The sequence below is a fragment of the Polyangium sp. 15x6 genome (genome assembly GCF_029960785.1).
GTDB lineage: Bacteria > Myxococcota_A > Polyangia > Polyangiales > Polyangiaceae > Polyangium.
Genome location: NZ_JASBQE010000121.1, coordinates 1 through 18,775, shown reverse-complemented (window position 1 = coordinate 18,775; position 18,775 = coordinate 1). Strand labels below are relative to the sequence as shown.

General features: G+C 67.8%; 15 protein-coding genes and 1 pseudogene. 9 read left to right on the top strand and 7 right to left on the bottom strand.

Going from position 1 to position 18,775, the window contains the following annotated elements; all coding sequences use genetic code 11:
- Positions 1-101 precede the first annotated feature (101 nt).
- From QHF83_RS46395 to QHF83_RS46385, 3 genes are read left to right on the top strand one after another with little or no spacing between them, the layout of a single operon-like run.
- Positions 102-2,441, top strand: coding sequence for a PAS domain S-box protein (locus QHF83_RS46395; RefSeq protein WP_282424564.1), 2,340 nt, complete (start codon positions 102-104; stop codon positions 2,439-2,441).
- On the top strand, positions 2,438-2,890 hold the full coding sequence (locus tag QHF83_RS46390) for a response regulator (RefSeq protein ID WP_282424563.1): 453 nt from the start codon (positions 2,438-2,440) through the stop codon (positions 2,888-2,890). Before QHF83_RS46395 ends, QHF83_RS46390 begins: the two co-directional genes overlap by 4 nt.
- 4 nt (positions 2,891-2,894) lie before the next feature.
- Entirely contained in the window at positions 2,895-4,802 is a 1,908-nt protein-coding gene (locus QHF83_RS46385; protein ID WP_282424562.1) for a response regulator, read from the top strand.
- On the opposite strand, the gene QHF83_RS46380 is transcribed toward QHF83_RS46385, so the two are convergent.
- From QHF83_RS46380 to QHF83_RS46365, 4 genes are all read right to left on the bottom strand, one after another.
- Entirely contained in the window at positions 4,803-5,654 is an 852-nt protein-coding gene (locus tag QHF83_RS46380) for a hypothetical protein (RefSeq protein WP_282424561.1), read from the bottom strand.
- A gap of 120 nt (positions 5,655-5,774) precedes the next feature.
- Positions 5,775-7,700: a redoxin domain-containing protein gene (locus QHF83_RS46375; RefSeq protein WP_282424560.1), complete on the bottom strand. Its 1,926-nt coding sequence runs from the start codon at positions 7,698-7,700 to the stop codon at positions 5,775-5,777.
- A 22-nt stretch (positions 7,701-7,722) separates the two neighbouring features.
- The gene (locus tag QHF83_RS46370) at positions 7,723-8,520 is read right to left on the bottom strand and encodes a hypothetical protein (RefSeq protein WP_282424559.1); all 798 of its coding nucleotides are present in this window, start codon (positions 8,518-8,520) and stop codon (positions 7,723-7,725) included.
- A gap of 4 nt (positions 8,521-8,524) precedes the next feature.
- Positions 8,525-8,809, bottom strand: coding sequence for a WD40 repeat domain-containing protein (locus QHF83_RS46365; RefSeq protein ID WP_282424558.1), 285 nt, complete (start codon positions 8,807-8,809; stop codon positions 8,525-8,527).
- A gap of 340 nt (positions 8,810-9,149) precedes the next feature.
- Here QHF83_RS46365 and QHF83_RS46360 point away from each other — a divergent pair, with 340 nt between their 5' ends.
- The gene (locus QHF83_RS46360) at positions 9,150-10,382 is read left to right on the top strand and encodes a S41 family peptidase (RefSeq protein WP_282424557.1); all 1,233 of its coding nucleotides are present in this window, start codon (positions 9,150-9,152) and stop codon (positions 10,380-10,382) included.
- A gap of 124 nt (positions 10,383-10,506) precedes the next feature.
- Positions 10,507-12,738: a VCBS repeat-containing protein gene (locus QHF83_RS46355; protein WP_282424556.1), complete on the top strand. Its 2,232-nt coding sequence runs from the start codon at positions 10,507-10,509 to the stop codon at positions 12,736-12,738.
- Here QHF83_RS46355 and QHF83_RS46350 read toward each other — a convergent pair.
- The gene (locus tag QHF83_RS46350) at positions 12,732-13,748 is read right to left on the bottom strand and encodes an alpha/beta hydrolase (protein WP_282424555.1); all 1,017 of its coding nucleotides are present in this window, start codon (positions 13,746-13,748) and stop codon (positions 12,732-12,734) included. The two genes, QHF83_RS46355 and QHF83_RS46350, sit on opposite strands and share 7 nt — an antisense overlap.
- 75 nt (positions 13,749-13,823) lie before the next feature.
- Here QHF83_RS46350 and QHF83_RS46345 point away from each other — a divergent pair, with 75 nt between their 5' ends.
- The 3 genes from QHF83_RS46345 to QHF83_RS46335 all read left to right on the top strand — a co-directional run bounded on the left by QHF83_RS46345 (position 13,824) and on the right by QHF83_RS46335 (position 17,501).
- Positions 13,824-14,750 carry a LysR family transcriptional regulator gene (locus QHF83_RS46345; protein WP_282424554.1) on the top strand — a complete coding sequence of 309 codons (927 nt, stop codon included), beginning with the start codon at positions 13,824-13,826 and terminating at the stop codon, positions 14,748-14,750.
- Between the two features lie 46 nt (positions 14,751-14,796).
- A complete protein-coding gene (locus QHF83_RS46340) occupies positions 14,797-16,353 on the top strand; it encodes a hypothetical protein (protein ID WP_282424553.1) in 1,557 nt (518 codons plus the stop codon).
- A gap of 443 nt (positions 16,354-16,796) precedes the next feature.
- Entirely contained in the window at positions 16,797-17,501 is a 705-nt protein-coding gene (locus tag QHF83_RS46335; protein ID WP_282424552.1) for a hypothetical protein, read from the top strand.
- A gap of 5 nt (positions 17,502-17,506) precedes the next feature.
- Here the strand turns inward: QHF83_RS46335 and QHF83_RS46330 are convergent, their stop codons facing one another.
- Positions 17,507-17,995, bottom strand: coding sequence for an LptA/OstA family protein (locus tag QHF83_RS46330; RefSeq protein WP_282424551.1), 489 nt, complete (start codon positions 17,993-17,995; stop codon positions 17,507-17,509).
- Between the two features lie 15 nt (positions 17,996-18,010).
- On the bottom strand, positions 18,011-18,364 hold the full coding sequence (locus QHF83_RS46325) for a sigma-70 domain-containing protein (RefSeq protein ID WP_282424550.1): 354 nt from the start codon (positions 18,362-18,364) through the stop codon (positions 18,011-18,013).
- A gap of 174 nt (positions 18,365-18,538) precedes the next feature.
- Here QHF83_RS46325 and QHF83_RS46320 point away from each other — a divergent pair.
- Positions 18,539-18,775: pseudogene (locus tag QHF83_RS46320) on the top strand (hypothetical protein); the annotation flags it as partial.

Below are 18,775 nucleotides of genomic sequence, written 5' to 3'. Positions count from 1 at the left end.
CATCCCGATGACGACTCCGCTCGGCCCGTTCGGCCGCGCGGAATCAACTTCCTGCGGAAGGCTCCCTGAGGTCTTGCGCACTGGCTACGTACACGCATGAAATGTTGTACGACGCCCGAACGAGCTCGCCCGTGTGGTCGACTCCGCAGGCGAGCGCGAGCCCGAAGCCGCCTCGTCAACGGACCGGCAAGCGGATCCTCGCGCGGTATGGTGTAGCCATCGCGGCCGTCGCCGTGGTGACGGCGATCCGGCTCGCGCTCGCCCCCTTGCTCGAGGAGCATTCCCCTTTCCTCGTCTTCACCCTCGCCGTCATGGCCACGGCCTGGTACGGCGGGCTGCGGGCGGCGCTCTTCGCCATGGTCCTGGCCGCCCTCTCGGCCACCTTCTTCATTCTGCGCCCACGATTCGAGCTCGGGCTCTCGATGCAGGTGGTCCACGCACAGCTCGCGCTTTTCCTCTTCACCGGCGGCGGCCTGAGTTATTTGACGGATTCGCTCCACCGCGCCCGGAGCCGCGCCGAGATCGCCGAGCGAAAGACGCAGGCGAGCGAGGAGTGGCTGCGCGTCACGCTCCGAAGCATCGGCGACGGGGTCATCGCCACGGACGAGGTCGGGCGCGTTTGCTTCATGAACCCGTCCGCGGAAAAACTCACGGGATGGAAAGAGGCGGACGTCGTCGGTTGGCCGCTCCGGGAGGTGTTCCGCATCGTGGGCGAGCCCGATCGAGAGCCCATGGAAGACCCGGTCACGAAGGTTTTGCAGGAGGGATCCGTGGTTGGGCTCGCCAACCACACATTGCTGCTCGCCCGCGATGGACGGGAATACCCCATTTCGGATTCGGGCGCGCCGATCCTGGACGACACCGGGCGGATCCGCGGGGTCGTGCTCGTGTTCCAGGACGGGACGACCAAACGAGAAGCAGCACGGCGGCTCGCGGCGAGCGAAGCAGAGTTCCGCGAGGCCTTCGAGCGAGCCGGGGTCGGCGAGGCGCAGGTGGACCTCGCGACCGGGCGATTTCTGCGGGTGAACCACATGCTCTGCGAAATCACGGGCTGCACCGCGGACGAGCTCGCCACAATGACGTTCCCCGAGGTCACGCACCCGGACAACCGGGCCGCGGATTGGGCGCGCTTTCAGGCGACCGTGCGGGGCGAGCGCCCCATGTTCGAGAGCGAAACGCGGTACGTCCGCAAGGACGGGCGGGAAATCCGGGTGCGCGTGACGGCCACCATCATCCGGAACGAGCGGGGTGAGCCGCTGCGGGCCATGGTCGTCTTTCAGGACGTGACCGAGCGGGTCGAGGCCGAGGAGGCGCTCCAGCAACGGAAAGCGCTCCTGCGAGCGGTCACCGAGGCCACGAGCGACCTCATTTATGCAAAGGACGCCGCCGGTCGGCTCACGCTCGCGAACCCATCCACGCTGCACGCGATCGGACGCACCGAGGAAGAGGCGATCGGACGCCGCGACGTCGACTTCGCCCCGCAAGCCGAGCAGGGCCGCCGCATTGCGGAGCTCGATCGTTCCGTGATGACGAGCGGGCGGGAGGTGACGGACGAAGAGGAATTCGGCCCGCCGGGCGCGGTCCGGACCTATTTGACGACGAAGGCGCCGCTCCGGGACGCGAGCGGGGCCGTCGTCGGCCTGGTCGGGGTATCTCGTGACATCACGGCCCGAAAGCGAGCGGAGGAGGAGGTGCGAAGGCTCGCTGCCGCGCTCGAGCAGCGGGTCGAGGAGCGCACCCGGGCACTCTCCGAGGCGAACGCGGAGCTCGAGGCATTTTCCTACACGATCGCCCACGATCTCCGGGCCCCTGTGCGCAACATGCATTCCCTCGCCGACGCCCTGTTCGAGGATTACGCGGAGGAGCTGCCCGCCGAGGCCAGGGACTACACGCAGCGTATCGTGGGGGCCGCGGTCCGGATGGACAACCTCATCAAGGACCTGCTCGCGTACGCACGGCTGGCGCGGGAGGCGATTCGCCCCGAACCGCTCGATCTCGACAGCGTCCTCACCGACGTCCTCGGGCAGATGCGGCCGGAGATTCGCGAGCGCAGGGCCGAGGTGACCGTGGCATGGCCGCTCGGCCTGGTGGTCGCGCATCGGACGACGCTCGGGCAGGTGGTGACGAACCTCCTCGGAAACGCCATCAAATTCGTGCAGGCGGGCAAGAAGCCCGTGGCGCACGTGTATGCCGAGGACCGCGGCGATCGCGTGCGGCTCTGGGTCGAGGACAACGGAATCGGCGTCGAGCCGGAGCACCGGGAGCGCATTTTCCGGGTCTTCGAGCGTCTCCACGCGCAAGAGGCCTACCCGGGCACCGGCATCGGCCTTGCCATCGTGCGGAAAAGCGCCGAGCGGATGGGCGGATCGTGCGGGGTCGAGCCCAATCCGACCGGCGGGAGCCGATTCTGGATCGAGCTGCCGAAGCAGGAGGGCGTATGAACGTCGCGGACATCGGCGTGCTCGTGGTCGAGGACGATACGACCGACGTGCTCATGATTCGCCGCGCCTTCAAGAAAGCCCAGCTCGTGAACCCGCTGCGCATCGTGGACAACGGGGATACGGCGGTGGACTACCTGTCCGGGCGGCCCCCGTACGACGACCGCGCGACGCACCCCTTGCCGGCCTTGATATTGCTCGATCTGAAATTGCCGCGGCGCTCGGGGCTGGAGGTCCTGGAATGGCTGCGGCAGCAGCCGGGGCTCAAGCGTCTCCCGGTCGTCGTGTTGACGTCGTCGATGGAGAACACCGATATGCGGAAGGCGTACGACCTCGGGTGCAATTCGTACCTGGTCAAACCCGTCAGCTTCGAGGGTCTGCTCGACGCGGTGAAGGCGCTCGGGGTCTACTGGCTCAACCTCAATCGACGGGCGGACACGGAGGTCGCCTGACCTCATGCGTTTTCTCGTCCTGGACGACAACCCGGACGACCGCCTCGTTGCGATCCGGCTCCTGTCGCACGAGTTTCCGGATGCCCAGGCGGACGAGGTCTTCGACAAGGCCGGGTTCGAACGGGCGCTCGCCCGGGGCGGGTACGACGCCGTCGTGACCGATTACCTGATGCAATGGACGGACGGCATTCAGGTGCTGCAGTTCGTCAAGCGCCACTGGCCCGATGTCCCGGTCGTCCTGTTCACCGGCAGCGGGAACGAGGAGGTGGCGGTCGAGGCCATGAAGTCCGGGGCCGACGATTACGTGGTGAAGAGCCCCCAGCGAATGGCCCGGCTGCCGCTCGCCATCCGGCACGCGATGGATCGGGCCACGGCCAAGCGGCGGCTGGCGCAGGTCGAGAACCACCTCCAGCGGCTCACGGACGCGCTCGACGTCGGGGTTTTTCGCGCCACCGCCGAGGGCGAGCTCCTCTCGTGCAATCCCGCGTTTTTGCGGGTCATCGGCCGGAGGACGCTCGAGGAGGCGCGAGCGGCGAGCATCGAAGCGCTCCTTTCGCCGCCTGAGCAGGCGGACAAGGTCCGCGATACCGAGAGCGGGCGGGCCATGGCGAAGCGCGAAATGGAGGTGCGCCGGCCGGACGGGTCGCGGGTCTGGGCGCGGGTGAGCGAGCGTGTGGGCGAGGAGGACGGGCGGACGGTGGTGGACGGGCTCGTGGAGGACATCAGCGAGCGCAAAAAGCTGGAGGAGGGCCTCCGAGCGCGGACCGAGGAGCTCCAGGAAGCGGACCGACGCAAGGACGAATTCCTCGCCATGCTCGCCCACGAGCTCCGCAATCCGCTGGCGCCGATCCTCAATGCGGCGACCATCGTACGATACAAGACGGCCCCGCTCGGGGATACCAGGGTGCAAGACGCCTGCGTGATCATCGAGCGTCAGGTCATGACGTTGTCACGGCTCGTCGACGACCTGCTCGACGTATCCCGGGTGAGCCGGGGGAAGATCACGCTGCACTCCGAGCTCATCGACCTCGGCAGGGCCGTGACGCAAGCCGTGGAAATGGTGCGTCCGCTCGTGGAATCGCGAAAACAGGCGCTCGTGGTGCATTTACCGTCCGCGCCGGTGCAAGTGCGCGCGGACCTCACCCGGCTGACGCAGGTCTTCGCGAACCTGCTCAACAACGCGGCCAAATTCACCCCGCAGGGAGGGCAACTCGGCATCACGGCCACGCGGAGAGGCGCCGAGGCGGTCGTGCGAATCACGGACACTGGCATGGGAATCGACGCGGCGCTCCTCCCGCGCATTTTCGACCTGTTCACGCAGGGCGACGTGTCCCTCGACCGGGCGCAAGGGGGGCTCGGCGTGGGGTTGACGCTCGTCAAGCAGCTCGTCGAAATGCACGGCGGCGCGGTGCTGGCGGAGAGCGCGGGCCTGGGCAAGGGCAGCGCATTCACGGTCCGGCTGCCAACGTCGAATGGGGAGACCGCAGAACACGAATCCGGATCGCGTGGGGACGTCGACGGGGCCAAGAGCTTGCGGGTGCTGGTGGTGGACGACAATCGGGATTCGGCGGAGACGCTTTCCCTGCTCCTGGAAATGCTGGGGCACGAGGTGGAGCGGGCTCATGACGGCCCCTCGGCGCTCGCGGCGGCGCGGGCCGTCCGGCCGACCGTGGTCTTTTTGGATCTCGGCCTCCCGGGCATGGATGGATACGAGGTCGCGCGGCAGCTCCGCCGGGAACCTTGGGGTCATGAGGTCCTGCTCGTCGCGCTGTCCGGGTATGGGCGGGACGAGGACCGGGAGCGATCACGCGCGGCGGGGTGTGATCTTCACCTGACGAAGCCGCCGGATTTCGAGGCCGTGCGGCAGCTCCTGCAAAAACTCGGCAATGAGCGGGAGGGGCGTCTGGCTTGATCACCAGGGCCCGAGCGGTCCCGTCCGATCGCGCACGAGCCACGGCCACGAACCGCGGATCAGGGTCACCACGCGATCGTCGACGATATGGCCGATGTGCCCGGCGGTGATCATCTTCGCCTCGACGCCTGCACGCGTCAAAATGGCGAGCGCGGGCGGCGTCGCCGTTTCGCAAGCCGCCGTGGAGCAAACGAAGAGGACACGCTTGCCGCCGCCGCGCGCGAACCGGGAAGCGCGGTCGTCCGTCCACGAGCTTTGTCCTCCCTCGCCGAGGACGACGACGGGAAAACGCGCGGGATGATCCGCGACGATCGGCACGCCGAGGAAGGCGCCGCGGGAAAACCCGCCGTAAATCATCGGCCCCTCGGCCACGTAGGGCCCGAAGCGTTCGCGGAGCGCTTTCAGGCCCGCGTCGATTTCACGCTCGAGTTCCTCCGACGTCGCGAACCCGAACAGCGGCTCCGGCCCGGAGCGGAGAGCAATTCCGTGGGGACAGAGGATGAACGGGTATCCCTTCGTCACGCCGAGAAACTCGCCGCAAGCCCATTCGGGGCGATCGCGGGACCCGTGCACGCCGATCAGGACGGGCCGCGGCGATATCGTCCCGATGGGCGCCGCGATCACGGCCTCACGAAATCCTTCGAGCGGAAGGCGCACGAGCCAATCACCGCCGAGCGGCGGGAGCGTAGCGGCGGAAGGGGTCGGTGCGCTCGATGCAGGCGGGGGCGGTTGCGCCGTGGGCGCGGCCGTGGGCGTCGACGAGGCATTGGGCGCTCGATCGCACGACACGAGCAGGAGCGTGGGAGCGCCGAGCATGGCGCCTACCGCGAGGACGCGCGACCGGGCGAGCATTGGGGGAAGCGTAGCGCGCCTTCGGACTCGGTGCCGCCACCGGCTTCCTCGCAATCGTGAAAACGTGTATTTTCCGGCGCAAGCTTCACGCCCTGACCGGGAGTGGCCGCGGCGGCGGGGTCACTCGGCGAGTAGCTCTTCGATCACCGCGGCCATCGCGTCCGGATCGTATTCGTGGCTCGCGTACCGGACGGTCCCGTCCTTGCCGACGATCACGTCGACCGGGAATGGATTGGGCCCGACGAAGTTCGTCGTCACGGCCGCGTACGTGCTCGCGGGCTCCTCGATGCCGAGCGGAAAGGAGACCCGGATGTTCTCGCAATAGGCCTGCACGTCGCCGATCTTGTCGCTCGTCTCCCGCGGATTCAGGGCGACGATTTCGAGCCCCTTGTCCCGATACGACTGCCAGAATCGCTCCTCCACGTCCGGGAGGTGATTCGCGCAGACCGGGCAGAACGTGGCGAAGTAGCTGAGCAAGAGCACCTTCCCGGCCGAGGCCTCCGACGTCCACGTCGTGCCGTCGAGCATGGTCGCCGTCGTGGCGGGCAGCGGGCTGCCGAGGGTCACGCCCGGCGCATTGCCGACGAGATACGCCTTGCGCACCGGGGCCGCGGGGTCGTCCGAGACGATGAGCAAATACCCGACCTCCTCCTCGGCGGACGACGCGACGTACGTCACCTCGAGCGAGAGCGTCTCCCCCGGCTCGATCCGGGCCTGCTTCGGCTCGACGCTGAAGGCATGTCCGCTGATCCAGTTGTCGACCAGCGTGAGCGGCGCCGTGCCCTGGTTCGTGACCGGGATCTGGATCGTCTTCGAGGCGCCGGACGCGACCTTGCCGAAATCGAGGCGGGCCGACGTCTCGGGGAGGCGAATGTTGGGGGCGAGGCGGTCCGGCTCGAGGCGGTACGAATACGGGTTTTCCCAGGCGCCGATGAAGACGTCCTGCCCCCGCGCGGCCACGCCGAACGTGCGCATCGTCGGCAGCTCGCGATCGGCGTCCTCGTAATCGAAGGGCCGCGGAATGCGGACGGCGGCGACGAAGCGCGGGGCCGAAGGCGTGGTCACGTCGTAGACGCGCACGTCATTCCACGCGGCCACGAAGATACGGCCCTCGGAGAACGCGATGCGGAGCGCCGTGCCGGGCATCTCCGCCCGGCCGACCACCTTCGGGCTCGCGAGGTCTGCGATGTCGACCACGGCGACGCCCGCGGAGCCGGCGGCCACATACGCGAAATTGCCGTCGACGACGACGCCGCGGGCCTGGCCGCCGATGGCCACGCGCCCGAGCTCCACGGGTTTCGCCGGATCCGTGGCGTCGACCGTGGCAAACCCGCCGATGCCGTCGGCGACGAACACGTGATTGCCGCGCGCGGCGATGCCCCACGCATTCGTGAAGCCGCCGAGGCTGCCGACGCGCGTGAAGCCATTGGCCGCGTCGTAATCGTACACGCCGAGGCCATTCTCGTGGAGGCCGACGAAGATGTGGTGATTCGCGACGTCGACGCCTTCGTAGCTGATGCCGGGCTCCTGGAGGACCGGGAGCTGCACGGGCGCCTCGGGATCGGTGATGTCCCAGCCGCTCAGGAAGGCGGGGTTCCGGATGTTGCCGAGGTGGGTGGTGAAGACGAGGTTTTCGTCCCAGGCGAGGTGCTTGCAACCGGGCGTGCGTGTATCGCCGGGGATCGTATGCTTGAGACCCTCGCCCGTGAGGGCCTCCATGTCGTTCGCGTGCTCGGCGTCGATCACGTTGAACGTGTAGCTGCAATTGAGGAGCAGATTGTCCTCGCGGATACGCACCTCGTCGGTATGGCTACCGACCTCGGCCAGGTTCTGGAGCTGAACGAGCGGGCTCAAGTAATGCCCGGGTTCGAGCGCGGTCGGCACGCACTCGCGGCCGACCGCCTGCGTGCCCTCTCCGCATGTCAGGCCCGGGGTCTGGGACGGCGGCGGGGCGTCGGAGCAACCGGCGATGAGCAGGAGCGAGGATGCGCCGAGGAGCGCGGCGCGTGTGCGGGAGATTGTTCGTCGCAACGAAGGAAGCGTCATGGTCGTGCCTTTCTGTGCCAGGTCACTCTTTTGATATCACGAGCCAGGTCAGCTCGGTGATGCCCATCTGCGGCGCCGTCGCAACGCTCGTGCCATCGGCCTCGCCCGGGACCGGCTCCGAGAAGGCGCCGTCGATCTCGCTGATCGTTCGAAATCGAACTTTCGTGCCGGAGGGTACATCCGACGGGGCTCGAACGGCAATGGGGGAGGCGCTCACGGCGGCGAAGGGGTGCAAGGCATACACGGCGACGAGCTCCTCGCCCTCGGGCACGACCCACGGGCAAACTTGGGGCGGCGGAATGCGCCGCGCGGCGACATCGACGAGGGTATCCCCGAGATAAGGCATGAGATCGGCGACACGCAAGGTCAGCACGAGGCCGTCGCCGGCCGTGAGGGTCTGCGGATCCTGCGCGGCGGGCCCGAGGAGCGCGCCCTCCGGGAGGCTCGGGACGTGGAGCGATCCCACGTCGATCAGCGAGGAATCGACGATTCGCACGGGGCAAAGCGCGGCGGACTTGCGGGGCGTGGCCGTCGGGTCCGGCAGGGTCTTCAATGCGACCTCGGCCGTGGGTTCGATCGGGAAATGGAATTGGCCGTCCGGCGCGGCGTCGCCGAAGAGGCAAAGGGTCGCCATGCAGGCGAGGACTTTGCCTCCGCCGATCGGCTGATCCGCGTGGTCCTTCAGGATTCCCAGGATTCCTGGTCCCGTGGGTGTGGAGCCGTCTACACCTGCGTCTTTTTCGGTTGGATGGGTGCCGGGGAGCGGGTTTTCGCAGCCGGCGAGGAGGGCAAGGAAAGCAAAAAAGACAATGTGGCGCATGGTTTCACCGAAGCACCGCGTGGTCATCATCTCGCGGCCTTCGGAGGGTCGCATGCACGGCATGGAGATGCAAATCGACGCGGCGCAGGCAGGCTTCCTGGTTTTCGCGGGCCATGGCTTCGGTCACGCGCAGGAGCTCCATCCGGCGCTCGATGGGCATGCAGTAGGTGGTCGCGGTCCATAACTTCGGGTCGTCGATGCCGTGGAGCGGTTCGAGGTCGGTCCATATCCGCACAACCCCGTCGTCGGACCCGGTGACGATGCGCCTGCCATCGGGGCTCCACGCCACGCCGTTGACCGGTGAATCGGCACCATGGGCTCGCCCGTGCCATCGGCATTCCATCCCCTCGTCGTCTTGTCCTGGGAGCCGGTGACGATGCGCTTGCCGTCGGGGCTAAGGAAGTCCGAGCGAATGGCGAGCAGCACACGCAGCGGGGACGAGGCGTCGTCCGCCGCTCCCTCCAGACAGGCGACGAATACGGCCCGCTCCTCGGGGGAGTAAGGCCACGAGGGAGGCCGAACCAGGGACCCCGCATCGCTTTTCCTCGGCCGCGAAAACGTGCTCTCCCCCCGAGGTGTTCCCCGAGGTCGGTTGCACGAGGACGGACGCTCGGCTAATGGGCCATGGCATGCGCGTCTTTGCGGCTTCGTTCGCCATGGCCCTCTTCACGATGCTCTCCGGTTGCGCCTCGGCGCCGCGTGGCGTCGCGGCAGATGTCGACCAGTTATTGGCGGAGATCGGCGAGAATTACGGCTACTTCGGGGAGCAGTCGATCAACTGGGATACCGTGCGCCGGCGGTATGCCGCGCGAGCGGACAGCGTCCACAACAAAGCGGACCAGGTCGCCCTCTTCGAGGTCGTGCTCGACGAGCTGCACGACGCCCATGCGCATCTCGGCACCAATACGAAACATTCGTATCGCCTCGTGCCGAGCGGCGCGGATCTGTGGGCCGAGCTCGATGGAGCACGCGCGATCGTCACGCAGGTCCGGCCGGGCAGCGCCGCGGCGCGAGCGGGCCTGCGTGCGGGACAGGAGGTCGTCGCGATCGGCGGCGTCCCCGTCGCGCGGGCCATTGTGGAGCGGCTGCGGACGTCGAGCTCCGACCCCGCGGCGCAGGCCTGGGCGCTGCGCAGCCTCCTCGCCGGACGCCATGACGAACGGCGCCGCCTCCGCGTCGTGACCGCGGAAGGCCCGCGCGACATCGACCTCGCCGCCCCCGAGGTCCCGTCCGGCGACGGAATGCTCGAGCAGCGCAAACTCGCGGGCGGCGTCGGTTATCTCCGGATTCACAATTCCCTCGGCGACGATGCGCTGGTCCCCGCCTTCGACGCCGCGCTCGCCGCGCTCGCCGATTGCCGCGCGCTCGTGCTGGACTTGCGCGACACGCCGAGCGGCGGCAACAGCGCCGTCGCCGAGGCGCTGCTCGGGCGCTTCGTGCGGGAGCCCCTGCCCTACCAGAAGCACGAATTGCCGGGCGTCGGCTGGCAGGGGCGGAGCCGGGTATGGGTCCAGTACGTCCTGCCGCGTGGCCCTTTCACGTACGAAAAACCGCTCGCCGTGCTCGTCGATCACTGGACGGGGAGCATGGGCGAGGGCATGGCCATCGGCGTCGATGCGATGCGCCGGGGCGTCGTGGTCGGCACGCCCATGGCCGGGCTCAAGGGCGCAATCACGTCGTCCACCCTGAGCCAAAGCGGAATTCGTTTCGCGATCCCGGTCGAGCGGCTCTTCCACGTCGACGGCACCCCGCGGCACCGCTGGCTGCCGCCCGAGCGCGTCGACCTCGTCGGGCATGACGGGCCGGGCGAGGATGCGATTCTTTCGCGCGCGCTCGAGCTCCTCGCGGCACCGTCGCATTGAGCCCGGCCCTGGACCTCGGGGCGTGGTGGAAACCCTGCTTTTCCCCCTGGATACCGCGCGTTCGTGATAGGGGGCACGCGCGGCGTGTCCGGGAGCTCGAACGCCTGGGCCGCAGGAGACCACGATGCTTGACCGTTTCGTTCCAGAATATTGCAAGACGGCCGGAAAGCGTGCCGAAAGGAAAGGAGCTTTGGGCACGGCGCTCGGCCTGGGCCTGCTGCTCGCGCTCCTCCCTGGGAACGCCTCGGCGTTCAACTGGCCGAGCTTCCCGCACGACAACCCTGCCACCACCGACTCCTGGCGTTTCGGCGGTGGCCGCGGCTATCCCGACGTCTTCACGGGGGGAAACAAGACCCCGGCCACCTTTGCCGATCTGAAGAACCTGCTTCGGTGCACGCAAGTCGTCGATCAGTTTCGTTGTCCTCAATTTGGCGAGACGCATGGCACGGCGGTGAGCGGCGACGTCGTCATGCTGGGGAGCCTGGGAAACCCGACCGACACCATCGAGCTCGAGGAGCCGATCTGCATTCCCGCGGGCGTCACCCTGGCGGGCGGCAGAGGCGCCAACTGGATCTTCCATTCGCCCATGGTGTGGAACTCCCCCGGCTTCCGGCTGAAGCAGCCCGACGGCACCACGCAGGGGGGCGGCGTCATCCATGTCTGCGGCGACGATGTCCGGATCACGGGGTTGCGTATCGAAGGCATCGATCCCGATTATTTCCATTCCACGCCGAGCGCGGGCGTCGTGAACCATGGCTTCGACAACCTGGAGATCGACAACTGCGAGATCTCCGGGTTCGGGAAGTTCCTCATCGGCCTGAACAACGGCTCCGACGATCATATCACCGACGTTCATCACAATTACCTTCACCATTCGAGGGCCCGGGTGCCGAACGGGCGGTATGGCCAAGGCGTCGCCATGCTCGATCCGGGCGTGAACGGGGAGCTCGATATGATGTTCCGATGGAACCGCGCCTCCCAGCTTCGGGTGGTCCTGGATTCGGATGGATCGGGGGAGTTCGGGTACGAAGCCAGAGATAACCTCGTGTACGGGGCGCTCTGCGGATTCCAGACCCACGGATGGGGTGAGTCGTCCGGCGGGGGACAATGCGGCGCATGTTACGACGACTCCTTTTGGTGCAGCGGCCGTCTCGAGATCCCGGACAACGAAGACAGCGGTCTGGTGCAGAGCTTCGCGTACTGCAGCTATGCGATGGATGAGATCTCGGTCCACGACAACACCATCTGGCTTTCGGTCGAGGAGGACTCCCCGGAGGAGACGCGGGACACTCTCTATGTGAGGGGAATTCCTCTCACCGGCGCGCACTACTTCGACAACTGCTCCAACCATCCTGAGGAATGCGAGGACCACGCATGCGGAGTCGCCCAGAAGTATTATCTCGGAAACGTCTGGAACGACGGTGGTAACACCTGGGAAGCCACCGATTTGGAGCAGTGCGGTAACACCGAGCGCTGGTGCCGCCGGACGGCGCTCGTGGGGCCGCCGCACTATGGGCCGAGCAGCCAAGGCTCCGAGGGGCTCCTCAACGCGGACCCGACAGGACGCAACCAGACTGGCGATTTCAATGGCGACGGCAAGGAAGACATCTTCCTGGTGATGCGCAACGGACTGGGGGAGTTGTCGTCCACCTACTTCATCCCGTCGTCGGTCGGCTCGACCTGGCATAGTCAGACGGTTGTCCCTCTGGCCGTACTGCCTTCCTCGACGGAGGGCGTCAGGCTAGGTGACTTCGACAATGACGGCACGACGGACATCCTGGCCATCGATGGCTGCACCTGGCGTTTCTTCTCGGGCGGCACAGGCACGCCGACCACGGTCACGCGGACCGACGAGTGCCCCTCGGTAGACAACATCGTCGTGTTCGACAACCTCGGCAATGGTGCGTCGGACATCCTGTCGATCATCGACGGCAGGTTCAAGGTCTCCTTGAATGGAACGGGCGCGTTCAGCAGCCTGAAGATCGCGTCGCCGGTGACCAGCCTGTCTCAGACGAGGATCGGCGACTTCAACGGCGACGGGTGGGACGATATCTTCACCGTCGGCGCCAACTTCGCGGGATCCTGGTCGATCGCCTGGGCAGGCTTTTCCGACTGGGATGACGTCAAGAGCACGAGCACCACGATCAATCAGTTGCAAGTCGCCGACGTCGATGGCGACGGCAAGGACGACATCGTCGGCGATTGGGAAGAATTCTCGCTGCGCTGGGTGCAATCTCTCGGAACCGCGCAGTGGGGCCTGTCTTCGCGGCTGATGTTCACCGACGGCGGCCTCCCACCGCTGATGGCGAACTTCGACGGCACCGGCATCGCGAGCGCGATGAGCCCCTGTTACTGACGAACATCGCGCCCGCCGAGAGCTGATCCCCCCTCTCTCTTCCCCGCCACCTCTCGCAAAAACCCACCCAGCTCCGCATTGAACCTCTCGCGCGCCTCGTAAAACGGCGCGTGCCCCACCCCCTCGTACACCGACAGCCGCGCGCCGCGCACGAGCGACGCCGTGCGTCTCGCCATCGCGACCTTGGCGAGGCGATCCTCCGCCCCGTGAATCACGAGCGCCGGCACCGACAGCGCCCGCAGCGATTCGTCCGCCCCGTCGAGCGGGATATGCCCGACCGCGCCCTGCACCTCGACGGGCACCATCGCGTTGTACACGAGCATCGTCTCGAACACCGCGGCGGGCGGCGGCACGACGAAACAATCCCGGAGGAATTGCCGCATGGCCCCGATCCTCGTCGACAGGTCCTCCGACCATAGCGGTGGCATCTCGCCGAGCAGCGCGCGATCGAGGCGCGTCACTGCGTCCACGAACACGACGCCGCCCAGCGCCCCGTCCCCATACGCCCGCAGGTAATCGAGGATCACCACACCTCCGAGCGACCATCCCACGACGACGGGATGCCGGAGACCCGCTCCCTCGATCACGGCCCAGAGCTCGTCCCCCCAGCGTCGCGCCTCCTCGTAATACTTCGCCTCGATCGGCTTGTCCGAAACGCCGTGCCCGCGCAGGTCGTACGTCACGATCCGGAAATCCTTCGCGAGGCTGCTCCCGATCTGCGGCGCCCACGAGAGGTGGCTCTGCGAGAGCCCGTGAATGAAGAGCACCTCGGGGCCTCTCGGATTGCCCCATTCCTGCACGGCAATCGACAATCCATCCGGCGTCTTCACGTGAATCTGCTTGGCGGGCGGCAGCCGCCCGTCCTCGGCGACGGCGCTCTCCGCCTTCGCGGCCACGACCGGGACGCACGGCGCCGCGGGCAGCGCCTCGCCGCAACCTGCCGCCATCGAGAACATCCAAAACGCGAGCGCCCCGGCTCGCCGGCCCCGCGTCTCCGTCGCATTCCTCATCGAAAGCACCTCCTCGCGTGCGTGGAAGGCCTTGACGTAGGTCCTCGGCTGCGCTGAATCCAACCGATACGGCGCATGACGATCATCGATCACACGCATCTGGCGAGGCTCGACCTCAATCTGCTCGTCGCCTTCGATGCTCTCCTGACGGAGCGCCACGTGACGCGGGCCGCGGCGCGCCTCGGCCTCAGCCAGTCGGCCATGAGCCACAACCTCGCGCGCCTGCGTGACCTCTTCGGCGACGAGCTCTTCGTGCGCGCCGAGCGCGGCATGCGACCGACGCCGCGCGCGCGCGAGCTGTCGGCGCAGGTCCGCAGCGCGCTCGCCGGAATCCAGGCGACGCTCCAGGCGAGCGCGCCCTTCGATCCCGCGCGGGACGAGCGGCATTTTCGCATCGCCGTGTACGACGACATGGAGATCGCCCTCCTCCCGCCGCTCCTCGCGCACCTCGAGGCGCTCGGCTCCAACGTGCGGATCGAGATTCGCCCCTTCGCGCCGGCCGACGTCCCCGACATGCTCGACGCCGCCGAGCTCGACCTCGCGATCGGCGTCCTCGGCGAAGGCCGCACGCACCACAAGCGCCGCGTGATCTGCGCGGGCGACACGTACCTGTGCCTCTTCGATCCCCACGGGCACGAGCTGCCCGTGCCCATGACGGCGAAGCATTATGCCGAAATCCCGCACGTCCGGATCTCGTCACGAAAGGACCTGGAGGACGGCATCGACGCCGCGCTGGCGAAACGCCGGTTGAAGCGGCGCATCGCCCTGAGCACGCCGCACGCGGTGGGCGTCCCCTACCTGCTCCGCCGGCTCCGCGCCGTGGCCACGCTGCGCCGGAGCGTGGCGCTCGCCGCGGCAAAGACGCTCGACCTCTCCACGGCGGAGGTGCCGATCACGCTCCCCAAATCCGCGATTTCGATGGTGTGGCATTCGTCGTACGACAACGGTCCGGCGCATCGATGGCTGCGCGAGGAGATCTTGCGGATTGCGCGGGAGCTTTGAATCCACGTAGAGTGGCGCATCTCTTTTTTACGACGGAGGTTGTGCCATGCGTTCGATGATCCGTATTCTCTCCGCATCCCTTCTCGTTCTCGCCGCCGCGTGCTCGGGGGGCGGCGGTGAAAGCGGCTCCGCCGCGGGGGAGACCGGCGGAGGCGGCAGCGCCGGCAGCGGCGGTAGCGACCAAGGGGGCAGCGGCGCCGGCGGCAACGGCAACGGGCTCGGCGGGCCATTCCGGCATGGAATCAACGCCGGCCACCGCCACCCCACCTGGAGCGACCCGGAGCTCGCGAAGCTCGCGCGCGAGGCCGGCGCCGACAGCCAGCGAATCTCGCTGCCCGAGCAGCACTTGACGACGTGGGGCTACGAGATCGAGGTCGAGGACATCAAGCAATACGCGGCGCTCGGCATGTCGAACCACGTCGCCTTCTTGACCACCCCCACGGCCGAACATTCGACGGCGCCCGCGGGCACGCCGGACTGGCAGATTGCCGAGTACATGCCGAAGAACCTGTATCAACCCGTGTTCCTCGAGGACGGCACGATCAACCCCGACAACTACTGGGGAGCGTACGTGCACAAGACGGTGAGCACCTACAAGGATTGGGTGAAGGTCTGGGAGGTGTGGAACGAGCCTGATTGGGTCGCCGATTGGCAGGTGACGGTGAACTGGGACAAGGACCCGCCCACGAAGGAGCAGCTCCCGCGCTTTCATGGCTCCATCTTCGATTACATCCGCATGCTCCGCGTGACGCGCGAGGCCGCGCTGAAGGCCGATCCGGACGCGAAGATCGCGCTCGGCGGGATCGGATACCCGAATTTCCTCTCGGCCGTGCTCCGTTACACGGACAACCCCGACGGCGGAGCCGTGAGCGCCGATTACCCCGAGAAGGGCGCGAAGTATTTCGACGTCCTGAGCTTCCATTATTATCCGGTCTTCTCGCCGGGCAGCTCGGACGTCGGCGTGAACGGCTTCGTCGCTTCCAGGGACGCTCTCGCGAAGGTCCTCGACGCCGCGGGCGTCAATGGGAAGTCGTGGGTGGTGACCGAGAGCGGGGCGCCGCACGAGCTCATCGGCGCAGGCCCGGGCGGGGCGGAATACGCGAGAAACTACATCCTCAAGGTGATGACCACCGCGCAGGCCGAGGGGATCGACGGCGTCGATTGGTATCTCCTGACCGACAACGCGGAGCTCGGCGCGAGCAACAGCTCCTTCGACTACATGGGCCTGTATTACGATGTCATCAAGCTCGGCGCGCCGACCGAGGCAAAGCTCACGGATACGGGCGTCGCGTATCGAACGCACGGGCAGCTCCTCTCCGGCGCCGCGTTCGACGCGAGCGCGACGGCGGCGCTCGCGCTGCCGGAGGCGGTCGGCGGCGCGGCGTTCCGGCTCGCGAATGGGAAAGCGGCCTATGTCCTGTGGGCGAAGACGGCCGGAACCAGCGAGGACGCGAGCGCGATGTATTCGCTCGCCGCGGGCGGGCCGATCAAGGCGTATGCGTGGGACCATGGCAAGACCGGCGCGGCCACCGATCTCACGCCGGCGGGCGGGAGCGTTCCGCTCTCCCTCACGGGCTCGCCGCAGATCTTCATCGCGCAATAGGTGAAAATGGCGACGCGCCTCCCTCGACGCGCATCAACCGCCGTCGTTCATCGTGTTCAGCGCCCCCTGACGAGCGTCCGACACCCGCTGCACATCGTGACCAGCGCCTTCTGACGAGCGTCGACCCCCACTGCACATCGTGTTCAGCGCACCCTGACGAGCGTCCGACACCCGCTGCGCATCGTGACCAGCGCACCCTGACGAGCGTCAACACCCGTTGCACATCGTGACCAGCGCCCCCTGACGAGCGTCAACACCCGCTGCACATCTCGAGGAGCAACCGCTGACGCCGATCAACCCTCGCTGACCACGCCGGCGTCGCGTTCCTGCTCCTCCTCGAATGAAATCTTCTGCCTGTCGTTCAACGGGCACTCGCTCGCGCGCCCCTCCGCGCGGGCTCGCCGAACCTACACACACCGGGCCTCGGGCCCAGGGAAAGCATCATGCGCAAGTATCGCCCCAACGTCTCGTCGACCGTTCGTTTCGAGTATGGCGTCGACCTCGCCGCCGGCCTCTCGCAATTCCCGGAGACCGCCGCCGCCGCGAGCGACATCCGCGCCGTCAACGACGCCCTCGGCGCCCAGCACGACAAGCGCCGCGCCCTGCGCATCCCCGTCGTCGAGACCCGCGCCGCGCTCCGGTTCGCCGAATTCAGCGCCGAGCGCGTGATTCGCTCGTCCCTCCGCGCCGCGGAAATCGAGGACGGCGGCCGGCGTGGTCGTCTCTGCGCGTGCCTCTTTCCGAAAGGCCTGCGCCCCGTCGTCATCCCCATGGGGAAACGCCAGGTCAAACCCCTGAAGGAGCTCGTCGACCGGCTCCAGAACGCAAAGCTCGTCGGGATCGACGGCTACCGCGCCGCCTGGTTGCCCAAGCTCCTCACCGCCCTCTCGACCCTCGAAGGCGCCGTCGCCGCGCACCTCGAAGCCCTCGCCGCCCACGACGAGGCCTTCAAGGTCGAGCTCGCGCTGCGCGACGCCCACCACGACGCCGTCGACAAGGTGATCGGCGTCGTCCGCGCCGCCTTCCCGCGCAACCGCGAGCTGCAGGACGTGATCTTCCCGGTCGTCGAGGGGAGCCGGAAGGCCGAGAGCGCGTCCGACGACGAGCTCGACCCCGCGCTGTCGTGCCTCGCGCCGGCCGAGAGCTGAGCCCCCTACTTCTTCTCCGCGCCCTCCGGCACCGGCATCGCGCCTTTCACCTCGGAGAGCGAGACCTTCAGGCTGACGAGATCGATCGTCGCCTTCTCCGCGCTGATCCACCCCGCCCCTCGCTGAAGGCGCACGCCTCCGCGCAGCGACAGCATCTGCTTGCCGAGGTCGATCTCCACCTCGGGCGCCTCCGCGCGCACGCCCTTCACCTCCGCGACGACCCCGCCCGTGCCTTTCGCCCAGGTCACGTTCGGCACCTCGTCGTACCGCACCTCGACGCGCGGCGCGCGCATCACGAGGCCGCCCTTCGTCAGGCGCACGTGGCCCTCGAGCACGGCGCGCTTCGCCGCGATGTCGATGTCGAGCTGATCGGCGGAGAGCTCCACCGCCTCCTTGGGCGGCGGCGCGGCTTTCGGAGGCTCGGCGAGCGATCGAGGCGCGATCGTCGTCGCGAGCAGCGCGAGAGCCAAGGAGAGGCGCGGGCCGAGCGGCACGGCCTCACTCTATCACTAGTAGCTCCGGACCACGCGCGGCGAGACCCCACGCTCGAGCGCGCGCCGCACGACGTGAGCCGGGTGCCCCGAAGACAGGGCGATCTCCGCGATGGTCGGGTTTCGTCCGAGCGTCGTGCGGAGAGATCGCGCGGCGCCGAGCACGCGCTTCATCACGGTCACCTCGTCCGCGTCGATCGGCTCGCCGACCACGAGGCCGAGGGCCTCCAGGCGCTCGACGATGTGGTCGACCTCCTCGTAGGAGACACCACGCGGGCCGATGACCTCCGCGATGTCGTTGAGGTCGACTCGTCCCGATCGGTGATGACGAGCGAGGAGCTCGTCGATGATGCTCTGGATCACGGGGCGCACGCGTCGGTCTTGGCACGTCCGCGCGCTCTCTGCACCCGAAGGAGAAGAGAGCTTCGCTCGTGCGCGGACGTTGCGTCAGCCCGTCGGCTACCGTAAGCGTCTGTCTGCTTGGCGCGCCGAACGGGCGCGCCGGAGTGTCCTTTCATCTCCTCCGCAGTGCACGAGGAACCACCGATGAAACAACGCCGCCGTACGTTCTTCCCGACCTCACTCGCTTCGATGACCACAGGCCTGCTCCTCGCAGCCGCCGCGCTCCAAGGCTGCGCCACGAGCACGAACCCCGGCGGCGAGGGTGGAAACGATGGCAGCTCGGGCGGCATGGGCGGCGTCGGCGGCGAAGGCGGCGGCGGCACGGGCGGCGCGGGGGGCGTCGGCGGCACGGGCGGCACGGGCGGCGTCGGCGGCACGGGC

What these genes read in the sequence shown, in the direction of transcription:
- QHF83_RS46380 (WP_282424561.1), bottom strand. Translation starts at nt 5,654, where the DNA reads ATGCTCGCCCGGTCGCGCGTCCTCGCGGTAGGCGCCATGCTCGGCGCT.
- QHF83_RS46340 (WP_282424553.1), top strand. Translation starts at nt 14,797, where the DNA reads ATGCGTTCGATGATCCGTATTCTCTCCGCATCCCTTCTCGTTCTCGCC.
- QHF83_RS46360 (WP_282424557.1), top strand. Translation starts at nt 9,150, where the DNA reads ATGCGCGTCTTTGCGGCTTCGTTCGCCATGGCCCTCTTCACGATGCTC.
- QHF83_RS46370 (WP_282424559.1), bottom strand. Translation starts at nt 8,520, where the DNA reads ATGCGCCACATTGTCTTTTTTGCTTTCCTTGCCCTCCTCGCCGGCTGC.
- QHF83_RS46385 (WP_282424562.1), top strand. Translation starts at nt 2,895, where the DNA reads ATGCGTTTTCTCGTCCTGGACGACAACCCGGACGACCGCCTCGTTGCG.
- QHF83_RS46395 (WP_282424564.1), top strand. Translation starts at nt 102, where the DNA reads ATGTTGTACGACGCCCGAACGAGCTCGCCCGTGTGGTCGACTCCGCAG.
- QHF83_RS46390 (WP_282424563.1), top strand. Translation starts at nt 2,438, where the DNA reads ATGAACGTCGCGGACATCGGCGTGCTCGTGGTCGAGGACGATACGACC.
- QHF83_RS46335 (WP_282424552.1), top strand. Translation starts at nt 16,797, where the DNA reads ATGCGCAAGTATCGCCCCAACGTCTCGTCGACCGTTCGTTTCGAGTAT.
- QHF83_RS46375 (WP_282424560.1), bottom strand. Translation starts at nt 7,700, where the DNA reads ATGACGCTTCCTTCGTTGCGACGAACAATCTCCCGCACACGCGCCGCG.
- QHF83_RS46345 (WP_282424554.1), top strand. Translation starts at nt 13,824, where the DNA reads ATGACGATCATCGATCACACGCATCTGGCGAGGCTCGACCTCAATCTG.
- QHF83_RS46355 (WP_282424556.1), top strand. Translation starts at nt 10,507, where the DNA reads ATGCTTGACCGTTTCGTTCCAGAATATTGCAAGACGGCCGGAAAGCGT.
- QHF83_RS46350 (WP_282424555.1), bottom strand. Translation starts at nt 13,748, where the DNA reads ATGAGGAATGCGACGGAGACGCGGGGCCGGCGAGCCGGGGCGCTCGCG.